The 26,978-nt window shown below is 66.4% G+C and carries 25 protein-coding genes and 1 tRNA gene; 8 read left to right on the forward strand and 18 right to left on the reverse strand.

What is annotated here, in order from left to right; translation table 11 throughout:
* Positions 1-30: 30 nt before the first annotated feature.
* The gene (locus ACOOF5_RS01515) at positions 31-2,136 is read left to right on the forward strand and encodes a polysaccharide deacetylase family protein (RefSeq protein ID WP_420435898.1); all 2,106 of its coding nucleotides are present in this window, start codon (positions 31-33) and stop codon (positions 2,134-2,136) included.
* A 127-nt stretch (positions 2,137-2,263) separates the two neighbouring features.
* Here ACOOF5_RS01515 and ACOOF5_RS01520 read toward each other — a convergent pair whose 3' ends face one another.
* Positions 2,264-3,619 carry an LLM class flavin-dependent oxidoreductase gene (locus ACOOF5_RS01520; protein WP_420435900.1) on the reverse strand — a complete coding sequence of 452 codons (1,356 nt, stop codon included), beginning with the start codon at positions 3,617-3,619 and terminating at the stop codon, positions 2,264-2,266.
* 67 nt (positions 3,620-3,686) lie between these two features.
* Between ACOOF5_RS01520 and ACOOF5_RS01525 the strand changes: the two genes are divergently transcribed.
* Positions 3,687-4,454, forward strand: a complete 768-nt coding sequence (locus ACOOF5_RS01525; RefSeq protein ID WP_420435902.1) for an NUDIX hydrolase — start codon at positions 3,687-3,689, stop codon at positions 4,452-4,454.
* A 52-nt stretch (positions 4,455-4,506) separates the two neighbouring features.
* Here ACOOF5_RS01525 and ACOOF5_RS01530 read toward each other — a convergent pair whose 3' ends face one another.
* The 5 genes from ACOOF5_RS01530 to ACOOF5_RS01550 all read right to left on the reverse strand — a co-directional run bounded on the left by ACOOF5_RS01530 (position 4,507) and on the right by ACOOF5_RS01550 (position 10,739).
* A complete protein-coding gene (locus tag ACOOF5_RS01530) occupies positions 4,507-5,115 on the reverse strand; it encodes a hypothetical protein (protein WP_420435904.1) in 609 nt (202 codons plus the stop codon).
* 62 nt (positions 5,116-5,177) lie between these two features.
* Entirely contained in the window at positions 5,178-6,284 is a 1,107-nt protein-coding gene (locus ACOOF5_RS01535) for a hypothetical protein (protein ID WP_420435906.1), read from the reverse strand.
* Positions 6,285-6,581: 297 nt separating this feature from the next.
* Positions 6,582-7,892, reverse strand: coding sequence for an NAD(P)/FAD-dependent oxidoreductase (locus ACOOF5_RS01540; protein WP_420435908.1), 1,311 nt, complete (start codon positions 7,890-7,892; stop codon positions 6,582-6,584).
* A 60-nt stretch (positions 7,893-7,952) separates the two neighbouring features.
* Positions 7,953-9,371 (reverse strand): aminopeptidase P N-terminal domain-containing protein, encoded by a 1,419-nt coding sequence (locus ACOOF5_RS01545; protein ID WP_420435910.1) that lies wholly within the window; start codon positions 9,369-9,371, stop codon positions 7,953-7,955.
* A gap of 9 nt (positions 9,372-9,380) precedes the next feature.
* Positions 9,381-10,739, reverse strand: coding sequence for an aromatic ring-hydroxylating oxygenase subunit alpha (locus ACOOF5_RS01550; RefSeq protein ID WP_420435912.1), 1,359 nt, complete (start codon positions 10,737-10,739; stop codon positions 9,381-9,383).
* Positions 10,740-10,893: 154 nt separating this feature from the next.
* Between ACOOF5_RS01550 and ACOOF5_RS01555 the strand changes: the two genes are divergently transcribed.
* Positions 10,894-12,432 carry an acyl-CoA carboxylase subunit beta gene (locus ACOOF5_RS01555; protein WP_420435914.1) on the forward strand — a complete coding sequence of 513 codons (1,539 nt, stop codon included), beginning with the start codon at positions 10,894-10,896 and terminating at the stop codon, positions 12,430-12,432.
* A gap of 11 nt (positions 12,433-12,443) precedes the next feature.
* On the opposite strand, the gene ACOOF5_RS01560 is transcribed toward ACOOF5_RS01555, so the two are convergent.
* From ACOOF5_RS01560 to ACOOF5_RS01595, 8 genes are read right to left on the reverse strand one after another with little or no spacing between them, the layout of a single operon-like run.
* Positions 12,444-13,517: a transglutaminase family protein gene (locus ACOOF5_RS01560; RefSeq protein WP_420435916.1), complete on the reverse strand. Its 1,074-nt coding sequence runs from the start codon at positions 13,515-13,517 to the stop codon at positions 12,444-12,446.
* Entirely contained in the window at positions 13,514-14,509 is a 996-nt protein-coding gene (locus ACOOF5_RS01565; protein ID WP_420435918.1) for an alpha-E domain-containing protein, read from the reverse strand. The genes ACOOF5_RS01560 and ACOOF5_RS01565 overlap by 4 nt, the downstream gene beginning before the upstream one ends.
* The gene (locus ACOOF5_RS01570; protein WP_420435920.1) at positions 14,506-16,023 is read right to left on the reverse strand and encodes a circularly permuted type 2 ATP-grasp protein; all 1,518 of its coding nucleotides are present in this window, start codon (positions 16,021-16,023) and stop codon (positions 14,506-14,508) included. The genes ACOOF5_RS01565 and ACOOF5_RS01570 overlap by 4 nt, the downstream gene beginning before the upstream one ends.
* A gap of 45 nt (positions 16,024-16,068) precedes the next feature.
* Positions 16,069-16,254: an amidohydrolase family protein gene (locus ACOOF5_RS01575; RefSeq protein ID WP_420435922.1), complete on the reverse strand. Its 186-nt coding sequence runs from the start codon at positions 16,252-16,254 to the stop codon at positions 16,069-16,071.
* Positions 16,254-17,342, reverse strand: a complete 1,089-nt coding sequence (locus tag ACOOF5_RS01580) for a 4-oxalomesaconate tautomerase (RefSeq protein ID WP_420435924.1) — start codon at positions 17,340-17,342, stop codon at positions 16,254-16,256. Before ACOOF5_RS01580 ends, ACOOF5_RS01575 begins: the two co-directional genes overlap by 1 nt.
* 9 nt (positions 17,343-17,351) lie before the next feature.
* Positions 17,352-18,260, reverse strand: coding sequence for an MBL fold metallo-hydrolase (locus tag ACOOF5_RS01585; protein ID WP_420435926.1), 909 nt, complete (start codon positions 18,258-18,260; stop codon positions 17,352-17,354).
* 58 nt (positions 18,261-18,318) lie between these two features.
* Positions 18,319-19,017, reverse strand: coding sequence for a 4-carboxy-4-hydroxy-2-oxoadipate aldolase/oxaloacetate decarboxylase (locus ACOOF5_RS01590; RefSeq protein ID WP_420435928.1), 699 nt, complete (start codon positions 19,015-19,017; stop codon positions 18,319-18,321).
* A complete protein-coding gene (locus ACOOF5_RS01595; RefSeq protein WP_420435930.1) occupies positions 19,017-19,163 on the reverse strand; it encodes a hypothetical protein in 147 nt (48 codons plus the stop codon). The genes ACOOF5_RS01590 and ACOOF5_RS01595 overlap by 1 nt, the downstream gene beginning before the upstream one ends.
* Positions 19,164-19,241: 78 nt before the next feature.
* Between ACOOF5_RS01595 and ACOOF5_RS01600 the strand changes: the two genes are divergently transcribed.
* Complete coding sequence (locus ACOOF5_RS01600) at positions 19,242-20,105, forward strand: alpha/beta fold hydrolase (protein WP_420435932.1); 864 nt, start codon at positions 19,242-19,244, stop codon at positions 20,103-20,105.
* 30 nt (positions 20,106-20,135) lie between these two features.
* Here the strand turns inward: ACOOF5_RS01600 and ACOOF5_RS01605 are convergent.
* Positions 20,136-20,209, reverse strand: a tRNA-Val gene (locus tag ACOOF5_RS01605).
* 67 nt (positions 20,210-20,276) lie between these two features.
* Between ACOOF5_RS01605 and ACOOF5_RS01610 the strand changes: the two genes are divergently transcribed.
* On the forward strand, positions 20,277-21,587 hold the full coding sequence (locus ACOOF5_RS01610) for a cytochrome P450 (protein WP_420435934.1): 1,311 nt from the start codon (positions 20,277-20,279) through the stop codon (positions 21,585-21,587).
* A 32-nt stretch (positions 21,588-21,619) separates the two neighbouring features.
* Here the strand turns inward: ACOOF5_RS01610 and ACOOF5_RS01615 are convergent, their stop codons facing one another.
* Genes ACOOF5_RS01615 through ACOOF5_RS01625 form a run of 3 tightly spaced genes read right to left on the reverse strand, consistent with a single transcriptional unit; the run spans position 21,620 to position 23,284 of the window.
* Positions 21,620-22,837: a PrpF domain-containing protein gene (locus ACOOF5_RS01615; protein ID WP_420435936.1), complete on the reverse strand. Its 1,218-nt coding sequence runs from the start codon at positions 22,835-22,837 to the stop codon at positions 21,620-21,622.
* Between the two features lie 4 nt (positions 22,838-22,841).
* The gene (locus ACOOF5_RS01620) at positions 22,842-23,084 is read right to left on the reverse strand and encodes a type II toxin-antitoxin system HicB family antitoxin (protein WP_420435938.1); all 243 of its coding nucleotides are present in this window, start codon (positions 23,082-23,084) and stop codon (positions 22,842-22,844) included.
* Positions 23,081-23,284 carry a type II toxin-antitoxin system HicA family toxin gene (locus tag ACOOF5_RS01625; RefSeq protein WP_420435940.1) on the reverse strand — a complete coding sequence of 68 codons (204 nt, stop codon included), beginning with the start codon at positions 23,282-23,284 and terminating at the stop codon, positions 23,081-23,083. The genes ACOOF5_RS01620 and ACOOF5_RS01625 overlap by 4 nt, the downstream gene beginning before the upstream one ends.
* A 188-nt stretch (positions 23,285-23,472) precedes the next feature.
* Here ACOOF5_RS01625 and ACOOF5_RS01630 point away from each other — a divergent pair, with 188 nt between their 5' ends.
* Genes ACOOF5_RS01630 through ACOOF5_RS01640 form a run of 3 tightly spaced genes read left to right on the forward strand, consistent with a single transcriptional unit; the run spans position 23,473 to position 26,978 of the window.
* Positions 23,473-24,525: an LLM class F420-dependent oxidoreductase gene (locus ACOOF5_RS01630; protein WP_420435942.1), complete on the forward strand. Its 1,053-nt coding sequence runs from the start codon at positions 23,473-23,475 to the stop codon at positions 24,523-24,525.
* A gap of 13 nt (positions 24,526-24,538) precedes the next feature.
* Positions 24,539-25,297 carry an SDR family NAD(P)-dependent oxidoreductase gene (locus tag ACOOF5_RS01635; RefSeq protein WP_420435944.1) on the forward strand — a complete coding sequence of 253 codons (759 nt, stop codon included), beginning with the start codon at positions 24,539-24,541 and terminating at the stop codon, positions 25,295-25,297.
* A 55-nt stretch (positions 25,298-25,352) separates the two neighbouring features.
* On the forward strand, positions 25,353-26,978 hold the full coding sequence (locus ACOOF5_RS01640; RefSeq protein ID WP_420435946.1) for a sulfatase: 1,626 nt from the start codon (positions 25,353-25,355) through the stop codon (positions 26,976-26,978).

Genomic DNA, 26,978 nt, shown 5'->3' on the forward strand with positions numbered 1-26,978 from the left:
GAGAGTGGCGAGCTGTTCTAGCGTCGGCGTATGCACAACATGGCCGGCCCCGACGACGAAGCCAGCTCAGTCAGCGGGGCATCTGGCCTGATCGCACCGCTGCCGGGCGGCTTGCCGCCGCACCGCGTGAAGTACCTGCCGATCACCGACCGGCCGCGGGTCCGGTGGCCGAACGACGCACGCGTGGCGTTGTGGATCGCCCCGAATGTCGAGCACTACGAGTTCTTGCCGCCGCGAGATCCCCAGCGCAACACGTGGGTTCGCTCGCCGCACCCCGATGTGCAGGGCTACGGCTACCGCGACTACGGCAACCGGGTGGGTTTCTGGCGCATGGTCGACGTGCTGGATCGCTACGGCATCGTCGCAACGGCCTCCACCAACCTCGCCGTGTTCGACCACTACCCCGAGGTCGGCTCGGCCATGGTCGAGCGCGGCTGGGAGATCATGTCCCACGGCATCTACAACACGCGCTACATCTCCTCTGTCGACGAAACCGCCGAGCGGGCGTTCTACATCGAGTGCATCGAGGCACTGCGCAGACACAGCGGTCAGCAGCTGCGGGGCATGCTCGGACCCGCCGTTTCAAACACCGCCCTGACGCCGGATCTCATGGCCGAGGCGGGGTTGATCTACCACGCCGACTGGTTTCACGACGACCAGCCCGTGCCGCTGGCAACCCGGAGCGGGCAGCGACTCGTGTCGGTGCCGTACTCGATGGAACTGAACGACGTGCCAGTGTTCACCCAGCACCACGACACCGACGAATTTGTGGCGATGGCGCGTGCCCAGCTCGACGTGCTGCGCCGAGAAGCCGACGACTCGGCCGGCGGACGCGTGATGTGCGTGGCCTTGCACCCGTACCTGATGGGCATGCCTCACCGGGTGGACGGGCTCGCGGCGATGCTCGACTACCTGATGAGCCACGACGACGTGTGGCAGACCACCGCCAGCCAGATCGCTCAGCACTACCTCGACCATCACTACGACGACGCCGTCGCCCACGAGCTGGCGCCGCCGGAGCCCCAGCAGTCGCCAACGCGAGTGACAGTGAGCCCGCACCGCCCGGCCGCACCGCCGGCGCACAGGAACGTCGGAGCGGCATCCGGCACCGCCGCCACCGCCGGTCTGGGCCTCGCAGCAACCCGTCAGGCCCCCTACGAATTCGGCCCGGCCCATCACCAGCACGGCATGGACCACCCCTACTACGACTGGTCGCCGCTGCCGGGCCGTGCCCGCTTCGAATGGCCGAACCGCAGCCCGCTCGCAGTGGGCGCTGTGATCGTCCTTGAGCATGTCGAGTGGGACCCGCCGCCGGACGCCTACGCGTTGCGTCACCGCAGCGGCGGATTGGCTCGGCTGCCAGCTCCTGACTACCCGCAGCTCACCATCCGTGAGTACGGCCACCGGGTCGGCATCTTTCGCCTGCTGGACATCCTCGAGCGGCACGGCATCGCTGCGACCGTGGCGGTCGACGCGTTGACCGCGGAGCACTACGGCTGGCTGGTGAGACACCTCGTCGAGCGAGGCTGCGAGATCGCTGGGCGAGGCATCGCGGCGACCCAGCTCGTCACCTCCAAGAACTCCGAGTCCGAAGAGCGGGACGCCATTGCGCGAAGCATCGATGCCATCGAGGCCGCCACCGCAATCCGCCCGACCACCTGGTTCTCGGCCGAAGGGGTTGAGTCGTTCCGCACCCCGGCGCTGTTGGCAGAGGCCGGGATCGACGCAGTGCTGGATTGGCCCAACGACGAGCAGCCATTCCTGATGACGACCGACGGCGTGCTGGCCGGGGTGGGTCGTGCCGAAGGCACCCCGCCGATGGTGTCATTGCCGCTGTTCCTCGAGGCCGACGACGAGTTCGCCCTCTGGCACCGCCGGGTGTCCCTGAACGGCTGGCACGAGATCGTTACGAAAGCCGCAGCCCGTATGCACCTTGACGGCACTCAGCATCCGGCGGGAGCGCGTCTGCTGATGCTGACGCTGCGTCCTTGGCTCGCCGGTCAGCCGTTCCGTGCCCAGATTCTGGACGCTGCTCTCGGCGAGGTGAACGCCCTCGGCGACATCCACACCGCAACCGCTGCCGAGTTGGCCGCACACACCCGCAGCTTTGGCGGCGGCACTCCTGCACAGACCTAAGGCCGACGCGTTCTCTCTGCACAAGTGCTGTCTGCGACGGCATTTCTGCACAGATTTGAGCCCGATGCATTTTCTGTGCAAAAGAGCCGTCTACGGCGGCATTTCTGCACAGAAATCAGGCCGACGACTACGACAGGCGCCACGAACCAGGCTCGGGTACCTGCAAGCCAAGGTGGTCGCGCAGCGTCGTGCCTCCATAGTCGGTTCGGAACAGGCCACGGCGCTGCAGCTCTGGCACGACGAGCTCGACAAAGTCCTCGAATGCCCCGGGCATGTGCGTACCCGCAATCACGAACCCGTCCACCGCTCGCTCGGTGAACCACTCCTCGAAGTAGTCGGCCAGCTCGACCGGTCCGCCGACGGTCGGATGAGCCAGCCGGCCGCGGCCTGAGATCTGCACGAAGTCGCGTACGGTGGGATTGGCGCGACCAGTGGTCTGCAGCACCTGGTTGCGGATGCCCTGGATGCCCGTCATGGCGTCGAGGTCGTCGTCGGTCAAAGGCTCGTCGAGGTCACGGGCCGCGAAATCGAAGTTCAGCCCCTCCGACAGCAATGACAGGTCGTCCACCAGCGTCGGCAGTTCGTCGTAGGCGGCGCGCCGGTCTTCGGCCTCGGCCATGGTGCGCCCGACCACCGGGAACGTGAGGTTGGTGATCTTCACCTGGTCAGGGTCGCGGCCCAGTTCGGCAATCTGCGATTTCACCGCGGCGTAATGCTCGACAGCGGCATCCAGCCGCACGTGGCTGACGAACAGCAGCTCGCCCCAGCGGGCCGCAAAGGCAGTGCCCCGGCCGCTCTGGCCGGCCTGGATGACCACCGGATGCCCTTGTGGCGTGCGCGGCACGGTGAACGGCCCCCGCGACGAGAACCACTCGCCGTCGTGGTCGAGGCGGTGCACCCGGTCGCCGTGGGCGTAGAGCCCAGCATCGCGGTCCGCAGCGATAGCGCCGGCCTCCCAAGTGTCCCAATGGCCGTGCACGACCTCCATGAACTCGTCGGCGCGGTCGTAGCGCTCGTCGTGGGCTGGGGCCTGGTCCAGGCCCATGTTGCGGGCCTCGTTGTCGTTGACTGAGGTGACGACGTTCCACGCTGCGCGGCCGCCGGTGAGGTGGTCCAAGGTGGCGAACACCCGGGCCACGTGGAACGGCTCGTAGTAGGTCGTGGAGTAGGTGGCGCCCAGCCCGAGCCTGCTGGTGGCCATGCCCATCGCGGTGAGCACAGTCACCGGATCGAGCTTGACGCAGCGGATGCCGGCCTCCACGGTGTGGCGGTGATCACCTCCGAACATGTCGGGCATGGCGAGCCGGTCATCGAAGAAGCCCAGATCAAAGCGGCCCTCTTCGAGCACCTCGCCGATGTGGCGGTAGTAGTCGAAGCTGGTTACATCGTGCCGGGCTTGGGGATGCCGCCACGCTGCGGGGATCGTCGTGCAGTTCTGCGCCTGCAGGAAACCCACCAAAACGATCTGGCGTTGCGCGTTCACGTCCAGCGATCGTAGAGAGTCCCGCTCACCGGCGGACCGCAAGGGCGAGGTGCCAGACTCTCGGGCTATGTCGTCTGAGCCGTCAACCGGCGAGATCGCCCACGACGAATCGCTGCGGGAACGGCTGTCGGCGAACCTGGCTCGACACGACGTCCAGCGGCATCCCGGTGAGGGCCGCAAGCACGCCGCGGTCGCAGTGATTGTGCTGGACAGCGACGCCGAGCTGCACGGCGCCGATCCCGCGTTCCGCGGTCTCACCGCTGAGGAACGACGCGAGATGCTGGCCGCGGTTCCCGGCGCCGCCGACGACCCGATGCTGACCGGAGACGTGGAAGGCACCGCCGGGGGCGCAGCAGTGCTGCTCACTCGGCGCGGCTCGCATCTGCGCGGCCACGGCGGCCAATGGGCCCTGCCGGGAGGCCGCCTGGATGCCGGCGAGACGCCGCTGGAAGCAGCCATGCGAGAAGCCGACGAAGAAGTCGGGCTGCGGCTCACTAGCAACGATCTGCTCGGCCGGCTCGACGACTACCCGACCCGCTCGGGCTACGTGATCAGCCCGTTCGTGTTCTGGCTTTCTGACGACCGCGACCCAGTGGCCAACCCTGCCGAGGTGGCCTCGGTGCACCGTGTCTCAATGCGCGAATTGACCAGGGACGATTCGCCTCGCTTCGTCAGCATCCCCGAGAGCGATCGCCCAGTCGTGCAGGTCCCCATCGGCGGCGACCTCATTCACGCCCCCACCGGTGCCGTGCTTTACCAATTCCGAGCGGTCGCTTACGACGGCCTCGACATCCGCGTCGACGAACTCGAACAGCCAGTGTTCGCCTGGTCTTGACCAAGCGAACCATCAGAACCGGCACATCTCTCACACTGCAAAGGCTGCATTGTCACGTCGGAAGGTTGTTCGGCACCCAAGCGTGGGGGTACTGCTCGCATTCCGGGTATGGGGTGGTCAGCCATCGCAGCCCGGGGTGACCCACAGCCCTGATGGAGGCAAGCATCACTTCGCCGTCAACGGCAGTGCCTTGAGTCGCGAAGTTACCGACGTTCCGTTCCTCTCCGTGTGCCCCTACCCAGAATCCGGTGCGGTCGCCTCGGACAACCGCACCGTAGGGATCGAAGTACAGCGTTTCGGGGTCGCCACCCAGCAGATTCGCCGGTGCTTGCGGCACTGAGGCCACGTTAGTCGCTGGTCGCAGCAGCGACAGGTTCGGCAAGTACACGCCCGATATCGCCGGCGAGCCGTCGGCTTCGACGAGCTCGCGGCCAGTCTCGAACAGCAGCAAATACCTGGTGCCGTCGCGGCCGGTACCGGTGATGCACCGGCTTCCTATGTCGAGTAGCACCTGCCGGGGCGAATAGCGGGCGTCGTCCCAGGCATCGGGCCTGTATTCGACTTGCACGAGGCGGCTCGAAGGCCCTTCGGCGGCTTCCCCAAACAAAGCCGTACAGGCGTTCCCGATAGCGAGAGCACCGACGATCACCGCGGCGGACACCCAGAGCACTCGGCGGCCCGACCATGGTTGCCGTTGCTGACGTGAGCGACTGGTGGTTCGCACTATCTCGTCAACACCTGCGTGCCGAGATCTTCGGCGGCCGACGCGACTGGAGTGAATGCGTGCTCGCTGCACGTCGTGGAGCAATTCCCGTCGGTGCCGTAGCGGCCGGTGTTGACTCCGACGGCTTGAGTACCTGAGAACCACGGGCCTCCGCTGTCCCCACACGCGCCGTACACACTGCGCATACGCACTTGGTTACATACAACGCTGCCGCCACCGTTGTGGCAGACACCGGTGTACTTGACGTTGTTGCAGCCCCCTCGGTTTGAAGCACGTCCGTACTTGCAGTAGTAGTCGCCAATTGCGATCGAAGTTGCTGACTTGACACTGGTCACGGTGCGCAGACTCGATGTACTGGACCCGGCATAGAACTTCGGCTCGACGGTGCCCGAGTAGGAGTACCACGCAAAGTCGCCGTAGTAGCCCTCGTACTCGTCCTGCAGGGTCAGCGCTGTCGTGCTACCTGAGACAGGATCGAAGTAATACAACGTGTTCGCACAGTGGCCAGCGGTCAACAGGCCATAGATAGAGCCCGACCTGACGCCTAATGAGAACGTGCACGCAACACCCGAACCGTTGCGGTTCTTGCTAGCGGCCGTACCGCCCTGAGCCGTGTCGGGCGTGAACGGACTCTCAGCGACACGGCTGACGCCTACACCGATGGTCGAGGTCTCCAGTTCCCGGACCGTTCGTTCGAATTCGCTTGCGTTCGCAGCGCTCTCATCGGTGACGCCAAGAATGACGTCGATTCTCTGCGTGCGAATATTCGGCGCCACCGCAAAATCAGTCGAACCGGCATCGTGCAGTGCTTGCGCTATCGCGTGGGTCCTCGCGACCAGCGCAGCTTGCGAAGCGGTAGCAGTGACATCCAATCCAATCGCCAGACCCGACTGCTCAATCTCGGTAGCGATCGCCGCCGGCACTTGCCCAACCCACCGCACCGTCGTCCGAGTGGCGAAACCGTCGGCGTGGTAGGCGCCTCCGAATGCCGCTGGATGCTGCTGTCGCCACTTCGCGATCAGTGGTGCAACGGCCTCTTGATGACGCAGACGAGCCAGCGCTGCTGCGACGGCAATCGCCACCAGAACCCAAACGCGGTCCCGCACGCGGGACCGTCTGCCAAACCGACCAAGGTGAGAAGTGGAGGGGTCACCCCGACTCCTCAGTTCCTGATTCAATATTCTTAACTCCTTCGTTCTGTCGGTGCCCGAATACAACCGGGCCGCTGCACACGAACGTAAGCCATGTTCAAGCATCAAGTCAAGAACGAATGTTCTAACAGATATTCGATTCGGCGGCGTGTCAGAAATTGGGCTTGGCCCGAGAGGGAATCAATGCCGATGTTTGCCGCAAGCCAGCCAGCAACCAGAGCTTGCCGAGCACTGTCGCATGCGTGCTCGGTACTAGCCGAGCACCGACATTGACGAACCGTGGAGGTCTCGCTTGCGGGAGAACGTGCCCATATCGATGTCGAAACCCGTGTGCTTGCCCGTCACGACGACGGGATCGGTGTCGTGGTCGTGGCCGGCCTCGACCGCGCCGATCAGCTCGGCCATGCAATGGCCGGCGACTGCGGCATTCTTGAACTGGTTGCCGCTGGTGCCGATCGCCACGTAGTAGCCGTCGAGCGACGTGCGGTCATAGATCGGGATCCAGTCGTCAGCCACGTCGTACACGCCCACGATGCCCCTCGGCTGGTGGGGCAGGCCGAGTTCGGGCATCCGCCTGGCGAACCGCAGCACATGGGTTTCCCACTGATCGCGGCTGAGGCCTTGCGAGCAGCCGTCGATCTCATCGGCGTCGAGCCACTCGAAGTGCGTCGAATCCAATTCGAGCGAGCCGATGAGGAGGTTGTTGCCCACCTCGGGCCGCACATAGCAGCCGCAGTCGTCGTCGGCCATGGCTGCACCACGGTGCTCGAAGTCGACGCCCGGCGACGCGGGCACGTGATACACCTCCTTGCGCAGCGGCCGGGTGCTGATCGACATGTCATCGAGCACGCCGGCAAGGCGGTTGATGGCGCTGCTGTGCGGGCCGGCGACATTCACCACCACGGGCGCCGACACCTCAGTGCCGTCGGCCAGCACCACGCCCTCGGCGCGACCGGAGCCTGAGACCGCGACCACGACCGCACCGAAGCGGAATTCGGCACCGGCGGCCTCCGCCGCGAGCCGCAGGTTGTGGGCGGCGAGCTGCGGATCGCCCACGTAACCGGCTTCGGGCGTCCACAGCGCGCCCTCGAGGCGCGACGTGGGCTCCGCCCAGAAATCAGGGTCGTCGAGTTGGCGAGGCGGACCGAAACGGGACATGTCGAGCGGAACGAGCCGGGCGACCGTCTCGTCGCAGTCCCAGATCTCATGGGGAACGCCGAGAGCCTCGAAGTGCGGCACCGGCAGCAAGTGGGGACCTTCGCCGCTGAAGAGCGTCGCCATCCCGCATTCGGTGAACCCTGCGTAGCCCGCCTCGTCGCACGCGCCGATGTGGTTGGGCCAGTCCAGCCAGTACTGCAGGCCTTCATAGGACATCGCCACGCCCGAGCGGGTCGAGTAGGTAAACCGCACTATGGCCGACGAGGCGCTGGTGGAACCCTGGCCTGCGCCGGGGTTGCGGTCGAGACCGAGCACCCGCCAGCCACGCCGTGCCAGTTCGCAAGTGACTGACGTGCCGATGACGCCGGCGCCGATGACGATGGCGTCGTAGCGCTGCCCGCTCATGCGATGCCACCCGTGTGGCCATCGAACAATGGGTGAAGCACTGCGCGGACCGTTTCGGAATCAACCGATGCGGATCGGCTTGGCGATCGCCGCCGTGAGCACTTCGGGTTCGGCGTCGGTCACCAGCACGTCATCCTCGATCCGGATTCCGCCGAAACCCCGCAACTCGTCGACCCGATCCCACACCACGCTGTCTGCGAACTTCTCCCGCCGGGCGGGGTCGCACAACAGGGCGTCGATGAAGTAGACCCCGGGCTCCACGGTGGTGACCATGTCTGCAGCGAGGACTCGTTCGGGCCCCAGCCTCGACAGCACCGGGTCGTCGCTCGGCGTTCGGCTGTAGGGCACGCTCGTGATGTCGTGCACCGAAAGGCCCAGCAGGTGCCCGAGCCCATGGGGGAAGAACAGCGCCACCGCGCCTTGGGTCACGAGTTCTGCCGGGTCACCCCGCAGTACGCCCATCTCGACCAATCCCGCCCCCAGGATCCGGGCGGAAGCCAGGTGCACCTCGCGCCACACAATCCCAGGCCGGCACATGTCGATCGTCTGCTGTTGGGCGCTCAGCACCAGCTTCCACAGGAATTCCTGCTCGTCGGTCGGATCGGCGCCCACGACCATGGTCCGGGTCACGTCGCTGGCGTAACCGCCGAACTGCGCTCCGGCGTCGATGAGCAGCAGGTCGCCGGCTTCCACCGTCCTGGTCGCTGGCCGCAGGGGGTCGTCGCCCGCATAGACGTAGTGCAGGTAGGCCCCATGCGAACCGGACGCCACGATGCTGTCGTAGGCCACCCGGGGTGCTCCCGCAGCGAAGAACTGTGCTTCCATGCCGACCTGGATCTCGCGCTCGGTCATGCCTGCCGCGGCGTTTGCGTACACCCAGTCGAATCCGCTTGCGCTCGCGGCAGCGGCGCAACGGATGTCGTCAAGCTCGGCGGGGTCCTTGGTGATGCGTTCAAGCGCAATCGCTGCGCCCAAACGCACGACCATCGTCGCTGGTGACGCGTCGACCTGCTCAGGAGTCGAGTCATCCGGTGCCGAGCTGGGCTGATCGTCTCCGTCGGTGGCGGGCGTGTCGGACTCAGCCTTTGCGGCCGCAGCCGGCAGCGTCTCGGGCATCTCAGCACCGGCGCCCAACTCGATGACGCTGCGATCGCCTCGCTCCGCTAGCCAGTCCCCCAACTCGTCCAGCGGCCGGCCCACGGGTGTCGGCGGCTGCTCCCACACGAGCCGTTCGGGGCTGAATCGGGGCCCGAAGAGTTCCCATTCGCCGGCCGCGGCATCGAAGGCCAGCGTCGTGCCCGGCGATCCCACCGCCGTCAGATACGCGACGTCGGGATGCGGCAGGAAGGCAAAGTGCTGATCCGTACCCGACCAGCTCGCAGGTTCCCCTGCCCGCAGGAGCACTACCTCGTCGGTCAGCTCCCAGCGCTTCGCCACTCGCGCCCGCCGCTCGGCCAACGCCTCGTCAGTCGGCTTCACGCGCGCACCCTAACTTCTGCGGCCGATCACATCGTCGAGACGACGGTGAAAGTGGCGGATGCGAATCTCTTGATAGTCGCTGAAGGTGTGGTAACGGTGCTGGGCCGCCCGCATGCCCCGCTGCACCCGATGCAGGTTTGCGATGTCCTGGTCGATGACTGCGCCCAACGACTCGAACCCGGGAGCGTGAGCCCAGCTCTCGCGGACGTCGAGCCAATGAGGAGCAGCTGACTCCCATTCGCCGTCGTCGGGCATCGGGTGCAACAGCATCATCTCCATCAGCGACAGGTTCGGGTCGTCGTCCCAAGGTCGGAACCGGTACGCGATCGGCAGCTGGTAGCCCGCCCACGGGCAGAAGTTGGGGAACACGAAGTACTGGATGGAGTCGAGCATGGCCGCCTCCGATGCCCCGGCGAGGTCGTGTCGCCAGCGTCGCCCCAGTGACTCCCGGAAGCGCTCGGCGAGCCAGCTGCGGGCGTCGACATCGTCGGGAACCTCCTGGCGGTCCTGTGCGGGCAGCAGGCGTTGCATCGAGCGTGCGATCTCGGCTTGACCGATTTGGCCGACAAGATCGTTGGCGGGCACCGCTTGGGCCTGCACGATGCGGCTCAGGTTCGGGCCGAACACGTCGTAGGCACAGGCGAAGTCATTGGAGATGCGCTTCGCTTGGGGGTGCGTCGTTGCGACGTGGTAGCCCTCGAGGAACGCCTCCTGGGTGGCTTTCCAGTTGGCTTCGACCACCTGCACTGCATGATGAGCCACATAGCGGTCGTCGAGCCGGTACGGCTCGAAGTGCTCGGTGAGCGGAGCGGCGTAGCGCTCGAACGGTTCGGCAGTGCCGTCTGGATTGACCATCACGAATCCGCCCCACAGCGCCACGGCGGCCTCAGGGAGGCAGAAATCTGGCCCATCGACGTGGGGGAAGTCCCACGACGCGGGCATGCCGCGGAAGGAGCCGTCGAGATTCCAAGCAAAGCCGTGAAACGGGCACTTGAAGAAGGCAGCGTTGCCATCGCCCTCGACGAGCGTGGTGCCACGGTGCAAGCACGAGTTGTGGAATGCCCGAACCTGATCGGTCTCGGTGCGAACCACGACGAGACTGATATTGCAGATCTCATAGACGATGTAGTCGCCGACCTCGGGAATGTGCTCGAGCCGGCACGCCATCTGCCAGGTGCTTGGCCACAGCCGTTGAGCCTCGAGCTGGTGAAACTCTCGTGACACATAGCGGTCGATGTCGACCTGATCGGTGTCCTCCCAGCTGTAAGCCTCTTCGAGCAGTGGCGCCGGCGGAGGTGTTGCGTCGGCCAGCAGGATCGACTGGTACGACGGCCCGGTCGATCTGGCCTCGCCCCGCACAATCGTCATGGCTGCTCCGATCCGCCTCTGGTGTGCTGGCTGGTGATTCCTGCGCATCGGATGATGTCAGACATCGCCAAACCCTAGAAGCCGTCGATCTCTAAGTGCTCAAGCCAGTAGGCACAGATGCCGGTGCTGGGGAGGCGGCGTAGGTTCTTGCGGCGTGAGTGACGACGTTGTGCCCGACGAACCCGAACTGCCGCCGCGGCTGGCCAAGGCAATGGCAGCCAAGGAGGCAACGCTGGACGCAGCCCGGTCCGTCGCCGTGGCTCGCCAGCACGCACGTGGCCGGTGGACGGCTCGGCAACGCATCGCCGCCCTGTTCGATCCTGAGACGTTCGTCGAGTACGGCCAGCTCGCACAGCCACAGATCCGCTCGCTGGGCGACGCCCCAGCCGACGGCTTGGTGATGGGCGTCGGGCTCGTGGACGGCGTCTCGGTGTGCGCCTTCTCCTACGACTTCACCGTGATGGGCGGCAGCCAGAGCCCGACCAATCATCGCAAGGTGGACCGGATGATGGAGGTGGCCGAGCGCAATCGCTGGCCGGTCATCTTCTGGTCAGAAGGCGCCGGGGCACGCGCCACTGAGCTGTTCTACGACAGCGGCACGGCGACCACGTTCATCCAGCTCGCACGGCTCTCAGGCCTGGTGCCGATCGTCACGATCTTGTCGGGGCCGAGCTTCGCGGGCCAGGCCAACATCGCCGGCACCTCCGATGTGGTGATCGCGACCAAGGACTCGACGCTGGGGCTCTCCGGGCCGCCGCTCGTGAGGTCTGCGACCGGCGAGGACTTGACACCCGAAGAACTCGGCCCCGTCTCGATGCACGAGCGGGTCGGCACGATCGAGCTGGTGGTCGACGACGAGACAGCGGCGCTGCAGACGGCTCGCAGGTATCTGTCGTACTTCACCGACGTGGCAACTCCCCCGCCGCCGGTCGCGGTGGATCAGGCGCCGTTGCGCACGATGGTGCCCGAGAACCCTCGGCGTGCCTATGACGTGCGCAAGATCGTGGAGATCCTGGCCGACGAAGGGTCGGTCTTGGAGCTGCGTCCGAGGTTCGGCCGCTGCCTGTCGACGTCGCTGTGCCGGGTCGAGGGGCGCCCCATCGGTGTGCTTGCGAACAACCCGATGTTCGGGGCAGGAGCCATCGATGCCGAGGGCTCGGCCAAGTTCTCGCGACACGTCGAGCTGTGCAATGCCTATGACCTGCCGCTGCTGTTCTTGTGCGACACGCCGGGCTTCATGATCGGGACGGCTGCGGAGAAGACCGCTCTCGTGCGTCACAGCGCTCGCACGCTGGTGGCGCTCAGCGCTGCCGATGTGCCGATCCTGACGGTGATTCTGCGCAAGGCATATGGCCTTGGCTACTACGCGATGGGTTCCGACGCGCTGGACCCTGACCTGTATGTCGGCTGGCCGACGGCGGAATTCGGCGGCATGGGCCTCGAAGGCGCTGTGAACATCGTGTTCCGCGACGAGCTCGAGGCTGCACCCGACGACACAACACGGCGCGAGATTCAAGATCGGCGCGTCGCTGAGTGGAAGGAACGCAATACCGGCCTGGAATTCGCCCGATCGTTCTTGCTGGACGACATCGTGGACCCGGCCGAGACTCGGGACCTGATCGCGCGGCTGCTGGCGACACTTCCGCCGCCGCGGCAGCGCGAAACCCGCAAGCACCCGATCGATCCCTGGTAGCTGAGGCCCCGCTACTGCTGCTGTTGCTGGGCGGTCTGTTGATGGTCCGCCATCGCAGCAGCCGGGGAGGCGACGGCCACGTTGGAGCGGCGGCGAATCGGTTCGGTCACCATCGAGGTGGGCGCCGTGGGCTGGGCGATGATCACCTCGGCGTCAACCTGGGCGTCGGCCGAACCGTGGAAGACGCCGCGCACCGGCGCGACGTCGTTGTAGTCGCGTCCATGACCGATGATCACGTGACGCTCGCCGACCGCTCCGCCATTGGTGGGATCGAGCGCGTACCAGCCGAAGCCAGGCACAGCGGCCTCAATCCACGCGTGGGTCTGCACCGAAACGGCAGTGGGTGCCTCGCCGTCGGAGTCCAGCACGCCCGTCTGCTCGCCAATGCCGTTTTCTGCCACGAAGTCCTTTGCCCTGCTCGCTGCGGCCGTCGGCGAACCGTCGTTGCCGTCACCGTCGGGTCTCGTCTCGTCGACTGCGAACAGGTAGCCCGACACGTAACGGGCAGGGATGCCGACACAGCGCAGCATGCCCACGGCAAGGTGCGCGAAGTCCTGGCAGACGCCGCGACCGCCGTCCACGAGCTCCTCCAGCGTCACCCCGATCGATGTCGAACCGCGTTCGTAGGTCAAGACCGTCGGCACCGCTTTCACGATGGCGATCACGCGAGAGCTGACGTTGTCGGGAGCCGAGCGGACCGACCACGTTGCAACTTCGTTGATGAGATCTCCCCACTGGACGTGCTGGGACGGAGCCAGGTACTCCACATGGGAGTTCGCGAATTCCACATCGGCGAGCCGCTCGCAACTCACCACCGGTGGGTCGTCGGGGATCGGCGCAGTCTCCACCGACGATTCGGCGACCACCAGCAGTTCACGGTGGGCGCCCCGCACCCCGAGATGATCGACGGTCGTCCCGAAGTAGTCGCGGGTCTGCAAGACCCGTGTCGCCGGTGTCGTCGTCAGCCGGTACGACAGCACTTGCTGGCGGAGGTCATCGCGAGGGCGGACGCGAATCTCGTTCTGCGACTCCGACACCGCAGCGGCGTAACGGAAGTGCAGCCGGTAGGCGATGTCGAGCCTCACGACGCCGCGTCCCCGCCGTCACCTGGGCGCACAAACTGGGATTGCACCTCGACCTGACCGGAACCGGAAACGGTGCTGGCATGCACGTCAGTCGCCAGCGTGGCCAGCGAAATGCCCAGCTCGGACAATTCCGTGTCGGGCTGGGCGGCCAGCGAACCGTCGAGTTCGCCGTACTCCAGGCGGGCCCGCAAGGCGCCAGCGCGGCGTCGCGGCACCGCCACCGCACCCGCCGCGGCTGCGAGATCTTCCAGTCGTTGCTCCACCCGACCCAGGCACCACAACACCGAGCGGGGAAAATCGAAGTGCTGGAGCAAGAATCTGGCCACCGCGGCCCAGCTCGGCGAGTGGCCGATCTCACGGCGAGCCGCCTGCAGCGAATGAGTGAACGCCAGCAGCCGGTTGCCGTCGAATACATCACTGCCGGTGCCCAGGCCCGACTTGAGCAGTTCGACCGTCAAAATGGAGCGCTCCAGCAGGCGGCCCACCTCCATGAAGGCGTAGCCCTCGTCCCGCATCATCGATTCGGTCATCACTCCGCTCAGCGACCGGCAGCCTCGTCGGGCGGTGATGACCGACATCCGCGACACCTCGCCGCCGGTCTGTTCCCGCGCCCCCGAGCTGACGGCCTTGGCGCTCTGCATGAGGATGTGGAGGCTGTTGGCTTCTTCCCACAGCTCCACCGGGATGCGGTCTCGCACGATGCGGAGGTTCTCCCGCACGGACTGCACCGACGACACCACCGAACCCGGATTCGTCTCATCGGATACCAGGAAGTCCATGACTGCGTACGGCCCAGTGCCGACCTGGGCTGCCACGAACTCGTCTTGCAGACCGAGCGCCTGCACCAGCCGACGCGACGCAAGCCGGGCCTCCGTGGGCGGGCGATGCATCACGGCATTGGTCTCGACCGATACGCACCGGGCGATGGTGTCGGCGCGCTCCAAGTAGCGGCCAGCCCACAGCATCGAATCGGCATGCCGGGCCAGGATCATCGGGCCGACTCCTGCCCGGCGGCATCCATCGACGGTTTGCCGGCGGTCTCCGCGGCTGCGGAGTTGGTGCTGGGCGCCAGCACCCAGGTGTCCTTCGAACCGCCGCCTTGGGACGAGTTCACGATCAACGACCCCTTGCGCATCGCCACTCGCGTGAGGCCGCCTGGGAAGACCTGCGTTCGTTCTCCTGTGATCACGAACGGCCGCAGATCGAGGTGGCGGGGCTCGAGCACGTCATCGCACATCGAGGCCAGCGTCGACAGCTCCACCACTTCCTGAACTATCCAGTTGCGGGGATCCTCCTCGATTTCTGCCCGCGCATTCGCAAGTTCTTCGTCGGTGGCATTGCGCCCGATGACGATGCCGTAGCCCCCCGATTCCCCCACCGGCTTGATGACCAGCTCGTCCAGCCGCTCGAACGCCGCTGCGCGCTGATCAGGCTCCCACATCACATAGGTCTGGACGTTGGGGAGGATGGGGTCCTCGCCGAGGTAGTAACGAATCAAGTCGGTCACATAGGGGTGGATGGCCTTGTCGTCCGCAACACCGTTTCCGACGGCATTGGCCACCGTCACGGTGCCGGCACGAATGGCGCCGAGCAGCCCGGGCACGCCCAGTGTCGAATCGGGGCGAAACGACACCGGGTCCAAGAAGGAGTCGTCGATGCGCCGGTAGATCACATCGACGGGAACCAGTCCTTCGATGGTGCGCAGGTACACGACATGTTCATCCACCACCAAGTCGGGCCCTTCGACCAGCTCCACGCCCATCTCCCGGGCGAGGAATGCATGCTCGAAGTAGGCCGAGTTGTAGATGCCCGGCGTCAGGATCACGATGAGCGGCTTGTCGCCGGAACCCGTGGGCGCCACTGATTCGAGCGCCGTTCGCAGCATCCGGCCGTACTGGCTGACGGGTTCGACCGTGTGGTCTTCCCAGACGAGGGGAAACGCCTTGGTCATCGCCGTACGGTTCTCGATGACGTAGCTGATCCCGCTCGGATTGCGCAGGTTGTCCTCGAGCACCCGGTACTGGCCCTGCGCATCGCGCACCAGGTCGATGCCCGCAATGACGCAGTGAGCATCATGGGGCACGCTGATACCGAACGCGTTGCGCTCGAAGCCGTCCGACGACTGCACCAGCCATGCGGGCACGACGCCGTCGGCCATGGCCGCGCCCTCGCCGGTGTAGACGTCGGCAAGGAACCGGTTCAGCGCCGTGACGCGCTGCGCCAAGCCCCGCTCGATCTCGCGCCACTCGGCCGCGGCGATAAGTCGGGGGAACAAGTCCATCGGCCACGTCCGCTCCGTTCCCTTCGAGTCGCCGTACACGGTGAAGGTGATGCCCTGACGGCGGAACTCCTCCTCGATGATGCCCTCGCGGCGCCGCAACTCGGCCGCATCGAAGTTGGAGAAGCGCTCCACGATCGCTGCGTAGAGCGGCCGGACGGAGCCGTCACGGTCAAACGCTTCGTCATAAGCAGGAAACTCAGCGTCGGGCCTGCGGAAGTCCGCCATAGCACATTTGATAGCGCGTGGAACTAGCCGTCTGTGTCATCAACGTCAGTAGCAGAAGTCACACAGCGCATCGGGATTGTCGATCAGGATCCGGTTGCGGGTGACCTCGTCGGGAGCGAATGATGCAAGCACATCGACGAGGTCGCCGTCATCGGGCATGTGCCTCACGTTGGCATGGGGCCAATCGGTGCCCCACAGGATGCGGTGCGGCGGCGGGATCGTGCGGTCCATCACTCGCTCTGGCGTATCGCTGGATTCGCGGGAAAAACGACTCCGTCGAACAGCTTGCGGGCCGTGCGGACAATGCCGGATCGACCCACGACCGGGCCCTGGGGGCCGAGGGTCAACTCCACCCTTGCGGCAAATGTGCCCGTCGGGTGCTCGATCTCCACCAGATCGGGATCGGGTCCGGGGCGCAGCAGCTCGGATCCCACCCCGCCTCCCAGCCTCAGGGCCGTGGCCACGCTCACAGCGCCCAGCACCCCGATGGCGTCATGGCAGCGGTGCGGGATGAATGTGCGCGTGCAGATGTTCCCGCCGGCTCGCGGCGCCGACACCAACGTCACTTTTGGCACCGTCGCGGAGATGACGTCGCCGAGGTTCATCAGCTGGCCTGCCTGCAGGCGAATGTTCTCCAAGCGCTCCCGGAACGGTCGGTCGGCCTCGAGCGTGTCCGGCGACTCGTCGCCGGCGATGTCCAGATCGGTCGCCCGCAGCACGACCGTCGGCATGCCGTTGTCGACGCAGGTCGCCTCGACGCCGATAATCACGTCGGCAACGGCGCCGGTCGGCAGCAGGGCACCGCATGCCGACCCGGCAGTATCGGCGAAGTCCAGGCGGACCGGGGCTGCGCTGCCTGGAACTCCAGAGATCGACGTGCCGCCGTCATAGGTCGGCAGACCGTCCTCCAACGGGAACGTGGCCGTGGCCATCGAATCGCTGTTGACCATCCGGATGCTCACTTGGCCCTCATTGCCCACGGCCGTGACAAGCCCACGCTCAACTGCGAATTGCCCGACACCGGCCAGCAAGTTGCCGCAATTCTGACGATCGCTGACCGCGCCGTCGTCGACCCCCACCTGCAGGAACAAGTAGTCCACGTCGACGTCGGGGTCTGACGACGGCGCCACCACTGCAACCTTGGACGTCAGCGGGTGTGCACCGCCGATGCCGTCGATCTGGCGCGGGTCGGGCGAGCCCATGATCCGCGCCAACAGTGCATCGCGCTCGTCGGCATCGCTCGGCAGCTCGTCGGCGACGAAGTAAGCACCTTTGGAGGTACCGCCTCGCATGACCATGCAGCGGAGGCCGCCGGACATCGAGTGTCCTCAGCCCCGGCGCTCGATGCGCGGTGCTGAGCCGGCTTCGAGCACAACCTTGTCCAGGTCTCTGGCCACCAGCAAGTCTCCGACGTAGCCGCCTTCACGAACTTGGTCCACATAATTCTGCTCGGTGACGGCGGATCCGAGCGCTGGCACCGCGGCGGTCGCCGGTGCGGGAATGAAGTGCGTGAGCACCAGCGTCGGGACGCCCAGTTCGGCTGCTTGGGCGCCGATGAGGCAGGTGTCGGCGTGGTAGTCGAGGATGAAGTGGCGAAGTGGCGTTCCCTGCCTGATCACATCGAAGAGCATCGCTTCGTACACGACCACGTCGGCACCCGTTGCAAGTTCGGCCATCTCGTCGCACACCCGCGTGTCGCCGCTGATGGCGATGTCGCCGTCGGGCGTGGAGATCCGGTACCCGACAGCGGGCAGCACCGGCTCGTGTCGGACGGGGCCGGCGCTGACCACGACATCCTCGCAGCGCCAGACCTCGGCGGGCGATGCGGGCGGATCGAACGCGATCAACTCCATCTCGACGGGCCTCAAACGGGCGGAGTGCTCTGCGCGCACCTCGATGTCGTGGCGCCACGGATGGGTCATTTCGCTCACATAGTCGACAGCGGGGCCCTTGGGAACGACGATTTGCAGCGGCGTGAAATCATCGCCCCGAGCCATCACCCAGTGGCTCAGCACGAGGTCGGCGAGTCCGGTGAGGTGGTCGCTGTGATGATGCGTCACGAACACAGCCGTGAGCTGCAGGTCCCACATGCCGACGCCGGCGAGCCGCTGCACGGTCGCACGGCCGACGTCGAACTGCATGGTGATGTCGCCGTAGCGAACGAGTACCCCAGGTCCGGCACGTTCGGCGTCTGGTATCGGCGATCCCGTCCCGGTGATGATGACCTCAGTCGTCACGATGTCTCCATGTTTCGGCAGCCCATCGCCAGGTGCCGTATTGGGGGATGCCGCTCTCCTAGTCGCGCCACTCGACACCCATGTCGATCAGTTTCTGACGCAACCCGTACATGTCGAGCCCGAGTTCGCCTGCGCTCAGGCGGGCGCGCGCGGCTTCTTCGTCGGCGAGGCGAGCATTCGATTTCTCCAGCGCCCACCCGGCCTCCGCCCGAGGCACGGCCAGCACGCCGTCGTCGTCGGCGCAGATCACGTCCCCCGGTTCGATGATCACGCCGTTGATGCCGATGGGCACGTTGACCGAACCCGGGCTGGCCTTGACGGTGCCTTCGCAGGACACATGCCGGGTCCACACCCAAAAGCCCATCGCTCTCAGGTCCGTGGTGTCGCGTACTCCGGCATTCATCACCAGACCGACGACGCCTCGCGCCATCAGCGAAGACGCCAGCAGGTCGCCGAACATGCCGTGAGTCGAGGGGGCCGTGCTGGTGACGACCAGCATGTCCCCTGGCTGGCAGACCTCCACGGCAGCGTGGATCATGATGTTGTCGCCGGGATGCGAGCGCACGGTGACCGCCGAGCCGGCCACCTTGACGCCTTGTTGGATCGGGCGCAGCTCAGGTCCGAGATAGCCGCGGCGGCCGATGGCCTCGTGCACGGTGGCCGTGCCGGCATCGCCTAGTCCTGCGATGTCCGCAGCCTCGGCACGCTTGATGGTGCGGACCACAACGTGGCGGCCGTGGGCAGGTTCCGAAGACATCAGACCTCCTCAGTTGCAGACGACTGTGCCAGCGGCGGGGCGGTGGTGTCGTGGCCGTGGCAGTCGATGATCACCGTGACCTCCCCGGAACGATCCCAGCGACGCTTCAGCGGTGCCCGGAGCCGCCGGCTACCGGAGGCGACCATATTCGCTGGCTCGCAGCGACGCGTCCATCGGGTACGGCATGCTGTGCGCCACCGAATTTCAGTAAAGGGGCCGCAGCGATGACGGGCACGAACGGCGTCACCACCACAGTCATCGAGTCGAACGGCCTCAGCTTCACCGCCGACGTCGCCGGGCCGGCGGATGGGCAGCCCGTCCTGCTGCTGCATGGCTTTCCCCAGACTCGCCACACTTGGCGTGCCGAATTGCCGGCGCTCGCAGCAGCCGGGTACCGCGCCTGCGCCCCCGATCAGCGGGGATACTCGGCAGGCGCCCGCCCGGGGGGCATCGACAACTACCGCGTCGAATTGCTCATGGCCGATGCCCTGGGCATCGCTGACAGCCTTGGAGCGGATCGGTTTCACATCGTCGGGCATGACTGGGGAGGCGCGCTCGGCTGGTTCATCGCCGCACATCACACCGAGCGGGTCATTTCTTTGAGCGTTATCTCGCGGCCCCATCCGGTGGCATTCATGTCAGCCATGCGGGATGACCCCGAGCAACCCCATCGCTCCCGCCATCACCCGGCGTTCCAGCGTTCCGAGGCAACCGACAACCTGCTCGTCGACGCCGCCGGTCCCCTGAGGCGAGCGATGGCGCGCAACGGCGTTCCCGAGGTCGACATCGACGCCTACCTCTCGACGCTCGGCGAGCGGGATGCCCTCGACGCCGCCGTCAACTGGTACCGGGCAATGGGTCCCTCAAGGATCCAATCCAACGGCACCCCGCCGACCGCCGTCCCCACCATGTACGTCTGGGGCAACGAGGACGTCACCGTAGGCCGCATGGCAGCGGAGAACACGGCCAGCCACGTGATCGGCCCGTACCGCTTCGAGGAAATCGACGGCGTCAACCACTTCGTCACCGACGAGGCGCCCGGCGTCTTCACCGAGCTGCTGCTCAGCCACCTCGCCGAACACGGCTGAGCTGGGGCGCCTCACGCAGGGCTGATGAGGTGGGCGATACTGGACTCGAACCAGTGACCTCTGCCGTGTGAAGGCAGCGCTCTAACCATCTGAGCCAATCGCCCGCGGGCCGACGATGATAGGCGTTGCCGACGCTGGCGAGCGCCCGGCCATCGGCAGGGAGACGGCCCCATGAGCACAGACTCGTACCACACCGCACCGGATCGGCTGGCTCCCCCACCGCCGGGCTGCCCCGTGCACGAGAGCTGGTCGCCGCTCAGCGACGAGTACCTGGCCGATCCGTATCCCATTGCCGCGCAGCTGCGCGAGGACCACCCGGTCTTCTACGCCGCCGAGATGGGCCACGTGGTGGTGACCCGCATGGACGACATCGAGGCGGTCTTCATGGACCCCGACACCTATGCCTCGTCCAACGTGCAGGACCCGATCTTCCCGCTGGCGCCCGAGGCTGCAGAGGTGCTGTCCGCACCCGATTACGACCCCCAGGCGGTGATGTCGAACCGGGCCGAACCCGATCATGGACGCATCCGCGCGTTTACCCGTGCCGGGTTCTCGGTGCGGCGCTTGCGCACGCTCGAGGACTACATGGCATCACGGGCGACCGAGTTGATCGACGAGATGCTGGCCGGCCCCGCGCCGGCCGACTACGTGAAGGCGGTGGCGTTCCCGCTGCCGGCGGAGATCGTGTTCCGCTTCATCGGATTCCCGCCCACCGACGATCTCATGCTGAAGTCGTGGTGCGTCAACCGCAAGGCATTCGCCTGGGGCAAGCCCACAGCGGCCGAGCAGGCCCATATGGCCGAGGGGATGCTGGCGTACTGGCGCTACTGCCGTGAGTTCGTTGCTGAGCGCCACCGCAACCGCACCGACGACTTCTGCTCCGAGCTGCTCGACGCCCACGATGCCGACCCGGACCCCGAAGACGGCAGCGGCCTCAGCTACCGGGAGGTCGAGTCGATCATCTACGGGATCTCATTCGCCGGCCACGATCCGGTCACGAATCTGTTGTGCAACACGCTGCGGTGCCTGCTGCCTCGACGAGACCAGTGGGATGCCCTGTGCGCCGACCCATCGTTGATCCCGACGGCTGTCGAGGAAACACTGCGGTTCGATTCCAGCCAAGTCGCCTGGCGGCGGGTGACCACACGGGACACCGACCTCGGCGGGGTGCACCTGCCGAAGGGGACACGGGTGTTCTTGAACTTCGCTGCCGCGAACCGCGAGCCGTGCGCGTTCGCCGACACCGACCGATTCGATGTCAACGATTACGACCTCACCCGGCCCGACCCGCACCGCCACATCAGCTTCGGCAAGGGCATCCACTTCTGCTTGGGAGCAAACCTGGCCCGCATGGAAGCCCGCATTGCGCTGGAGATCCTGACCCAGCGGGTGCCCTCGCTGCGGCTGGTGCCGCAGGACTACTGGACGTTCCCCAACATCACCTTCCGCGGACCTGAGGAACTTTGGCTCGACTGGGACTGAACGGTTCGACCGCGGCTACGCCGAGAAACGACTCAGCCCGACCACACCTGCTCAGGCACGTAGACGGTTCCCGACATGATCTTGCGGGCAGTACGCGTCACACCGCCCGAGATGACCCGCACGCTGCCGTCACGCCATTGCGTCCGCAACGCGACCTCCAGCGAACCGCTCGGATGCTCGATGGTTACATCGCGTTGCGCTTCGCCGTCATGTTGAACGTCGCCGGCACTCCAGCTGGCCGACTCGTGCGCGAGCGAATCAGCAGCGGTGCCTGGGACACTCGGGGCCGCCGCCGGGTTGTCGACGAGTGATGCGGCCACGGTGCCTGGAACGGCGGTGGCCGCTGCTACGCAGATGCCGCCTGAAACGGCGTGGGCTGGATGGCACTGGGTAGGCGTGAAGTAGCGCGAGGTGATCGTGCCGCCGTCGCGGGCCGCTGACAGCAAGCCGAACTTGGGTACGACGCTGCGCGACACGTCGCCAAGGCCCATGCGCCGACCCGCCTCACGGCGGATCGCTTCCATGGTCGCCATGAAATCGGGATCCGAATCGAATTCCTCCGGGGCCTCATGGCCGCTTCGGCGAAGTGCGCTGGCCCGCACCATCACCATCGGCATCGCCACGTCAATGAGCGTCGCATCCACCTCGACTCCACCCGCGACGATGGGCTCGCTCACGCACCCGGTTGGCAACATCGAGCCGGTCACCGAACCCTCGATGCCGCGGAACCGCAACTCCACCGGCGCCGCCGTGCCGTCCACACCGTCGATCGCGCAGTCGCCCTCGTAGGTCGGCTCCCCGCCGGGCGTGCAGCAGACCACGTCGATGAAGCTGCCGGTGTTGACGTTGCGCACCACGAGCGACGTGGTGGGAGCGCCAGCGGCCACCAGCCCGTGCTCAATCGCGAACGGCCCCACACCGACCAGCATGTTCCCGCACGTCGGCTTGGTGTCCACCGTGCCCCAGACAGGGTCGATCTGCGCGAACAGGTAGTCCACATCGGCCTCGGGATGCTCCGACGGCCCCACGACAGCGACCTTGCTGGTCACGGTCGTGCCGCCGCCCAGCCCGTCGATCTGCCGCCCCGTGGGGCTCCCCATGACGGCCGCCAGCACGGCGTCGCGCCGCTCGGGATCGGCGGGCAGGTCACTCGCCGCGAAAAACGGCCCTCGCGACGTGCCGCCCCGCATCAGCACGCACGGGATCGCCCGCTGCCGGGTAGCCAACTCTCCTGTGTGGCCCGACGACATGGCCTTAGGCGACGGACACCTCGATCTCGACTGCCGATGAGATCAGCTCAGGAATCTCATCGCCGTCTTCGCTCATCGACTCGAGATGGAGCTCCATTGCCTCGCGCATCAGCGCCACGGTCTGCTCGCGGGTTTCGCCGACGGCAACGCAGCCGGGGAGATCCGGCGCGTATGCGCCGTAGCCCGTTCGGGACCGTTCGAGGATCACCGTGTAGTTCAGGGTGTCGGTCGTGGCGGTGTCGCTCATGCTGAGGGTCTCCCTGCGATGCCAGCTTGCCTCAAGATGCTCTTCCACGTGGCCGGCGGCACTTCGTCTCCGAACTTGCCCGCAACGGTCACCTTACCGGGCTTGCGTGGATGCACGAATTGGCGATGGCTGCCGCGAATTCGCTTGAGACGCCAGCCGTCGGCGGTGACTACCCGAATCGCTTCTCGCACCGTCGGCATCCGAGCGACTGTATGTTTTCAATATGTTTCAATCTATTTCATTTTCTTGCGCCTCTGCCAGGTGAGAACCGGTTACCTGTTCGGCCCGGGCCGGCGAAGACGGCCGCTCAGACACGCGCCGGTGCGCCTCGTCGCGAACGCCCATACTGGGCACCGCAGGAATCCCGAGATCGACAGGGCGGCGTGACATGAAGCTTGCAACCGGAGCCGGATACTGGTCAGCAGGGCCTCCGCCCGACGCGCTCGAGACGCTGCAGCTTGCAGATCGTTTGGGCTTCCATTCGTTTTGGACTGCCGAGGCGTACGGCTCAGACTGCCTCACTCCGCTCGCGTGGTGGGGCAGCCACACCGAGCAGATCGGCCTGGGCACGGGAATCGTGCAGATCTCGGCCCGGACTCCTGCAGCAACCGCCATGGCAGCCATCACGATGGACCACCTGAGCGGCGGCCGGTTCATCCTGGGGCTCGGCGTGAGCGGGCCGCAGGTGGTGGAGGGCTGGTACGGCCAGCCATACCCCCGACCGCTGGCACGCACCCGGGAGTACATCGAGATCATCCGGGCGATCCTCGAACGGGACAAGCCGGTCAGCTTCAGCGGCGACCACTACCAGATGCCATTCCCGGGCGGCATGGGCTTGGGCAAGGCGTTGAAATCGACCGTGCATCCGCTGCGGCCCGACCTGCCGATCTACCTCGGTGCGGAAGGGCCCCGCAACGTGGCGTTGGCCGGTGAGCTGTGCGACGGCTGGCTGCCCATCTTCTTCGCCCCCAAGGACAACCAGTTCTACGCCGACGCCCTCAACTCGGGCTTCGCCGCCGCGGGCAAGCCCCAGATCGGCACCGACGGCCGCATTCCCGACGACGCCGACTTCGAGGTGGTGTGCATGGTGAGCGTGGTGCCCGACGACGACGTCGAGCGGGCCGCCGACCGTGTGCGCCCGATGCTGGCGCTGTACATGGGCGGTATGGGCGCCCGTGACGCCAACTTCCACTACGACGTGTTCTGCCGGATGGGCTACCAGCACGTCGCCGACGAGGTGCAAGACCTGTACCTCGAGGGGCGCAAGCAGGAAGCTTCAGCGGCAATCCCTGTGGAACTGGTCGAAGAAGTAGCGCTCATCGGTCCGATGGACAAGATTGCCCGCGACCTGCGGCGCTGGGACGACACCGTGGTGACGACCTTGCAGATTGCGGGTCCGCCGCAGCTGCTCGAAGCAATGGCCGAGATGGTCGCCGACTGAAAGGCTTCAACTCATGGACTTGACAGGCAAGCTGGCCGTCGTCACCGGCGGCTCGGGCGACATCGGACGCGCCATCTGCGAGGCGCTGGCCGCAGCAGGCTCTGACGTCATAGTGACCTACGTCGGCGATCAGGAGCGGGCGGAGGCGAGCGCCGACCTGGTGCGAGCCGCTGGACGCTCGGCCAGCGTTCTGCAGCTCGACCAGCGCGACGAAACCTCGATCGACGAAGCAGCTGCGGCAATCGCCACCCACGGCCGCTGCGATGTGCTGATCAACAACGCTGCATGGAATATCGGTATCCCCTTCCGGCAGCTCGAAACGCTCGATTCGGCTACCTGGGATCGGGTGCAGGAGACCAACCTGCGCGGCCCGTTCCTGCTCACCCGAGCGCTGGCCGGCCTGCTGCAGGCAGACGGCGGGGGACGCGTCGTCAACATCGCCTCGGTGGGCGGCTTGCTCCCCGGCTCCAGCAGCATCGCCTACAGCTGCTCCAAGGCCGCGCTGATCCACCTCACGCACTGCCTTGCGGTCGCGTTGTCGCCCACGGTTTCTGTCAATTGCGTGGCCCCGGGTCTCGTCGAGGGCACTCGCATGGCGGCTCGGCTGCCCGACGAGATCTCCGAGGGCGCCCGGCGGGCCTCGGTACTCGGCCAGGTGGGCAGCCCGATCGACATCGCCAATGCCACCGTGATGCTGTGCGAAGCCGACTCCATCACCGGCCAGACCGTGGTGGTGGACGGCGGCAACCCCGGTGCCATGAACTTCGGCTGACGCGTCCGCGCAGCCTCCGCTGCCTCACTGCCCACGCCATCGACGGGAGATCGCAATGACCGCTGCCACAAACGGCGCTCCGGCACAGCCCAATGTGCTGTTCATCATCACCGACCAGCAGCGAGCCGACCACACCGGCTTCGCCGGAAACGAAGTGGTACGCACCCCCCACCTCGACGCATTGGCCGCTCGTGGCACGGTTTTCGACAACGCATGGGTGGCGAACCCGGTCTGTATGCCGAATCGCTCGACGATCATGACTGGGCGCATGCCGAGCGCTCACGGGGTGGTGTTCAACGACCGGTCGCTGGAACCTGGCGCCAACACCCACGTGCGTCAGTTCCGGGCGGCGGGCTACCGCACGGCACTCATCGGCAAGTCGCACCTCCAACACGGCATGTCCCGCAACGCAGTGTTCCCATCGCGCCAAACCGGAGGTGCCGTCGACGACTACTGGCCCTCGGGCTGGGACACGCTCGAAGATGCTGAGCGCTACATGAGCGGGGCACCCGAATTCCCCGACAGCTTCTATGGCTTCGAACACGTCGAGCTGTCGATCGACCACGGCGCTCGGGTCACCGGACACCACCTGCTGTGGGCGCTGGACCGCGGCGGCCGCCTCGAAGATCTCATGGTGCCGCTGACGGCCGATTCGCCCGCCCGTCGTCGCTCCGAGCGTTGGTGGCAGGTCTACGAGCCGCCCTACAGCGCCGAGTTCCACTCCAGCACGTTCGTAACCGAGCGCACCATCGACTTCATCACCGACGCCGCTCGGCAGGGAGGTCCATGGCTGGCATGGGCCTCATACCCCGACCCGCACCACCCGATGACTCCTCCCGGCGAGTGGTTCGACCGCCACCGTCCCGACGACATGGAGGTCCCCGCCTCCATCGACGATCCGCTGGACGGCGCCCCCCGCTATGTGCAGGCCATCAGCCGGATGCACCCTTCGGCCCAGCGAGCCTGGGTCACACCGTGCGGAGTGGCCGGCGACCATCAAATGCTCCGGGAGGCTCTGGCTGCCACCTACGGCATGATCGAGATGATCGACGACGGCATCGGCCAGATCCTGGCTGCGCTGGATCGGCTGGGCCAAGCCGACAACACGATCGTCGTGTTCACGAGCGACCACGGCGACATGATGGGCGACCACGGGCTGATGCTGAAGGGCTTCCTGCACTACCGGGGCACGCTCGCCGTGCCGATGGTGATTGCCGACCCGAGGCGTTCACCAGGCCGCACCCAATCGCTCGCCGGGAGCATCGACCTGGGCCCGACGCTGATGGATCTCGCCGGCGTGACCGGCTACGAGGGCATCGGGGGTCGCAGCCTCGCACCGGTGCTGGACGACAATTCGGCGACAGTGCGCGATGAGGTACTGATCGAAGACGACTTTCCTGGTGCGCTGACGATGGACATCTTGACGCCGGTAAAGACCCGCACGCTGGTCACCGCCGATCTGCGGCTGACCCGCCACAGCGACGGTTCCGAGCAGCTCTTCGACACCGCCGCCGACCCCGACGAAGTCGCTCCCCTGGGCCGCAGCGACCCGGCCCGGCGAGCCGACATGTACGAGCGGTTGGCAGAGGCGCTCATGGAAGCCGACGACCTCGCCCGCGGCATGCCCCTGCACCCGCCCCCTGCCTCGCCCAACGTGAGCGATTCCTTCATTCCGGCATAA

Origin of the sequence: Candidatus Poriferisodalis sp., from assembly GCF_965214215.1 — a bacterium.
Taxonomy (GTDB): Bacteria; Actinomycetota; Acidimicrobiia; order Acidimicrobiales; family Poriferisodalaceae; genus Poriferisodalis.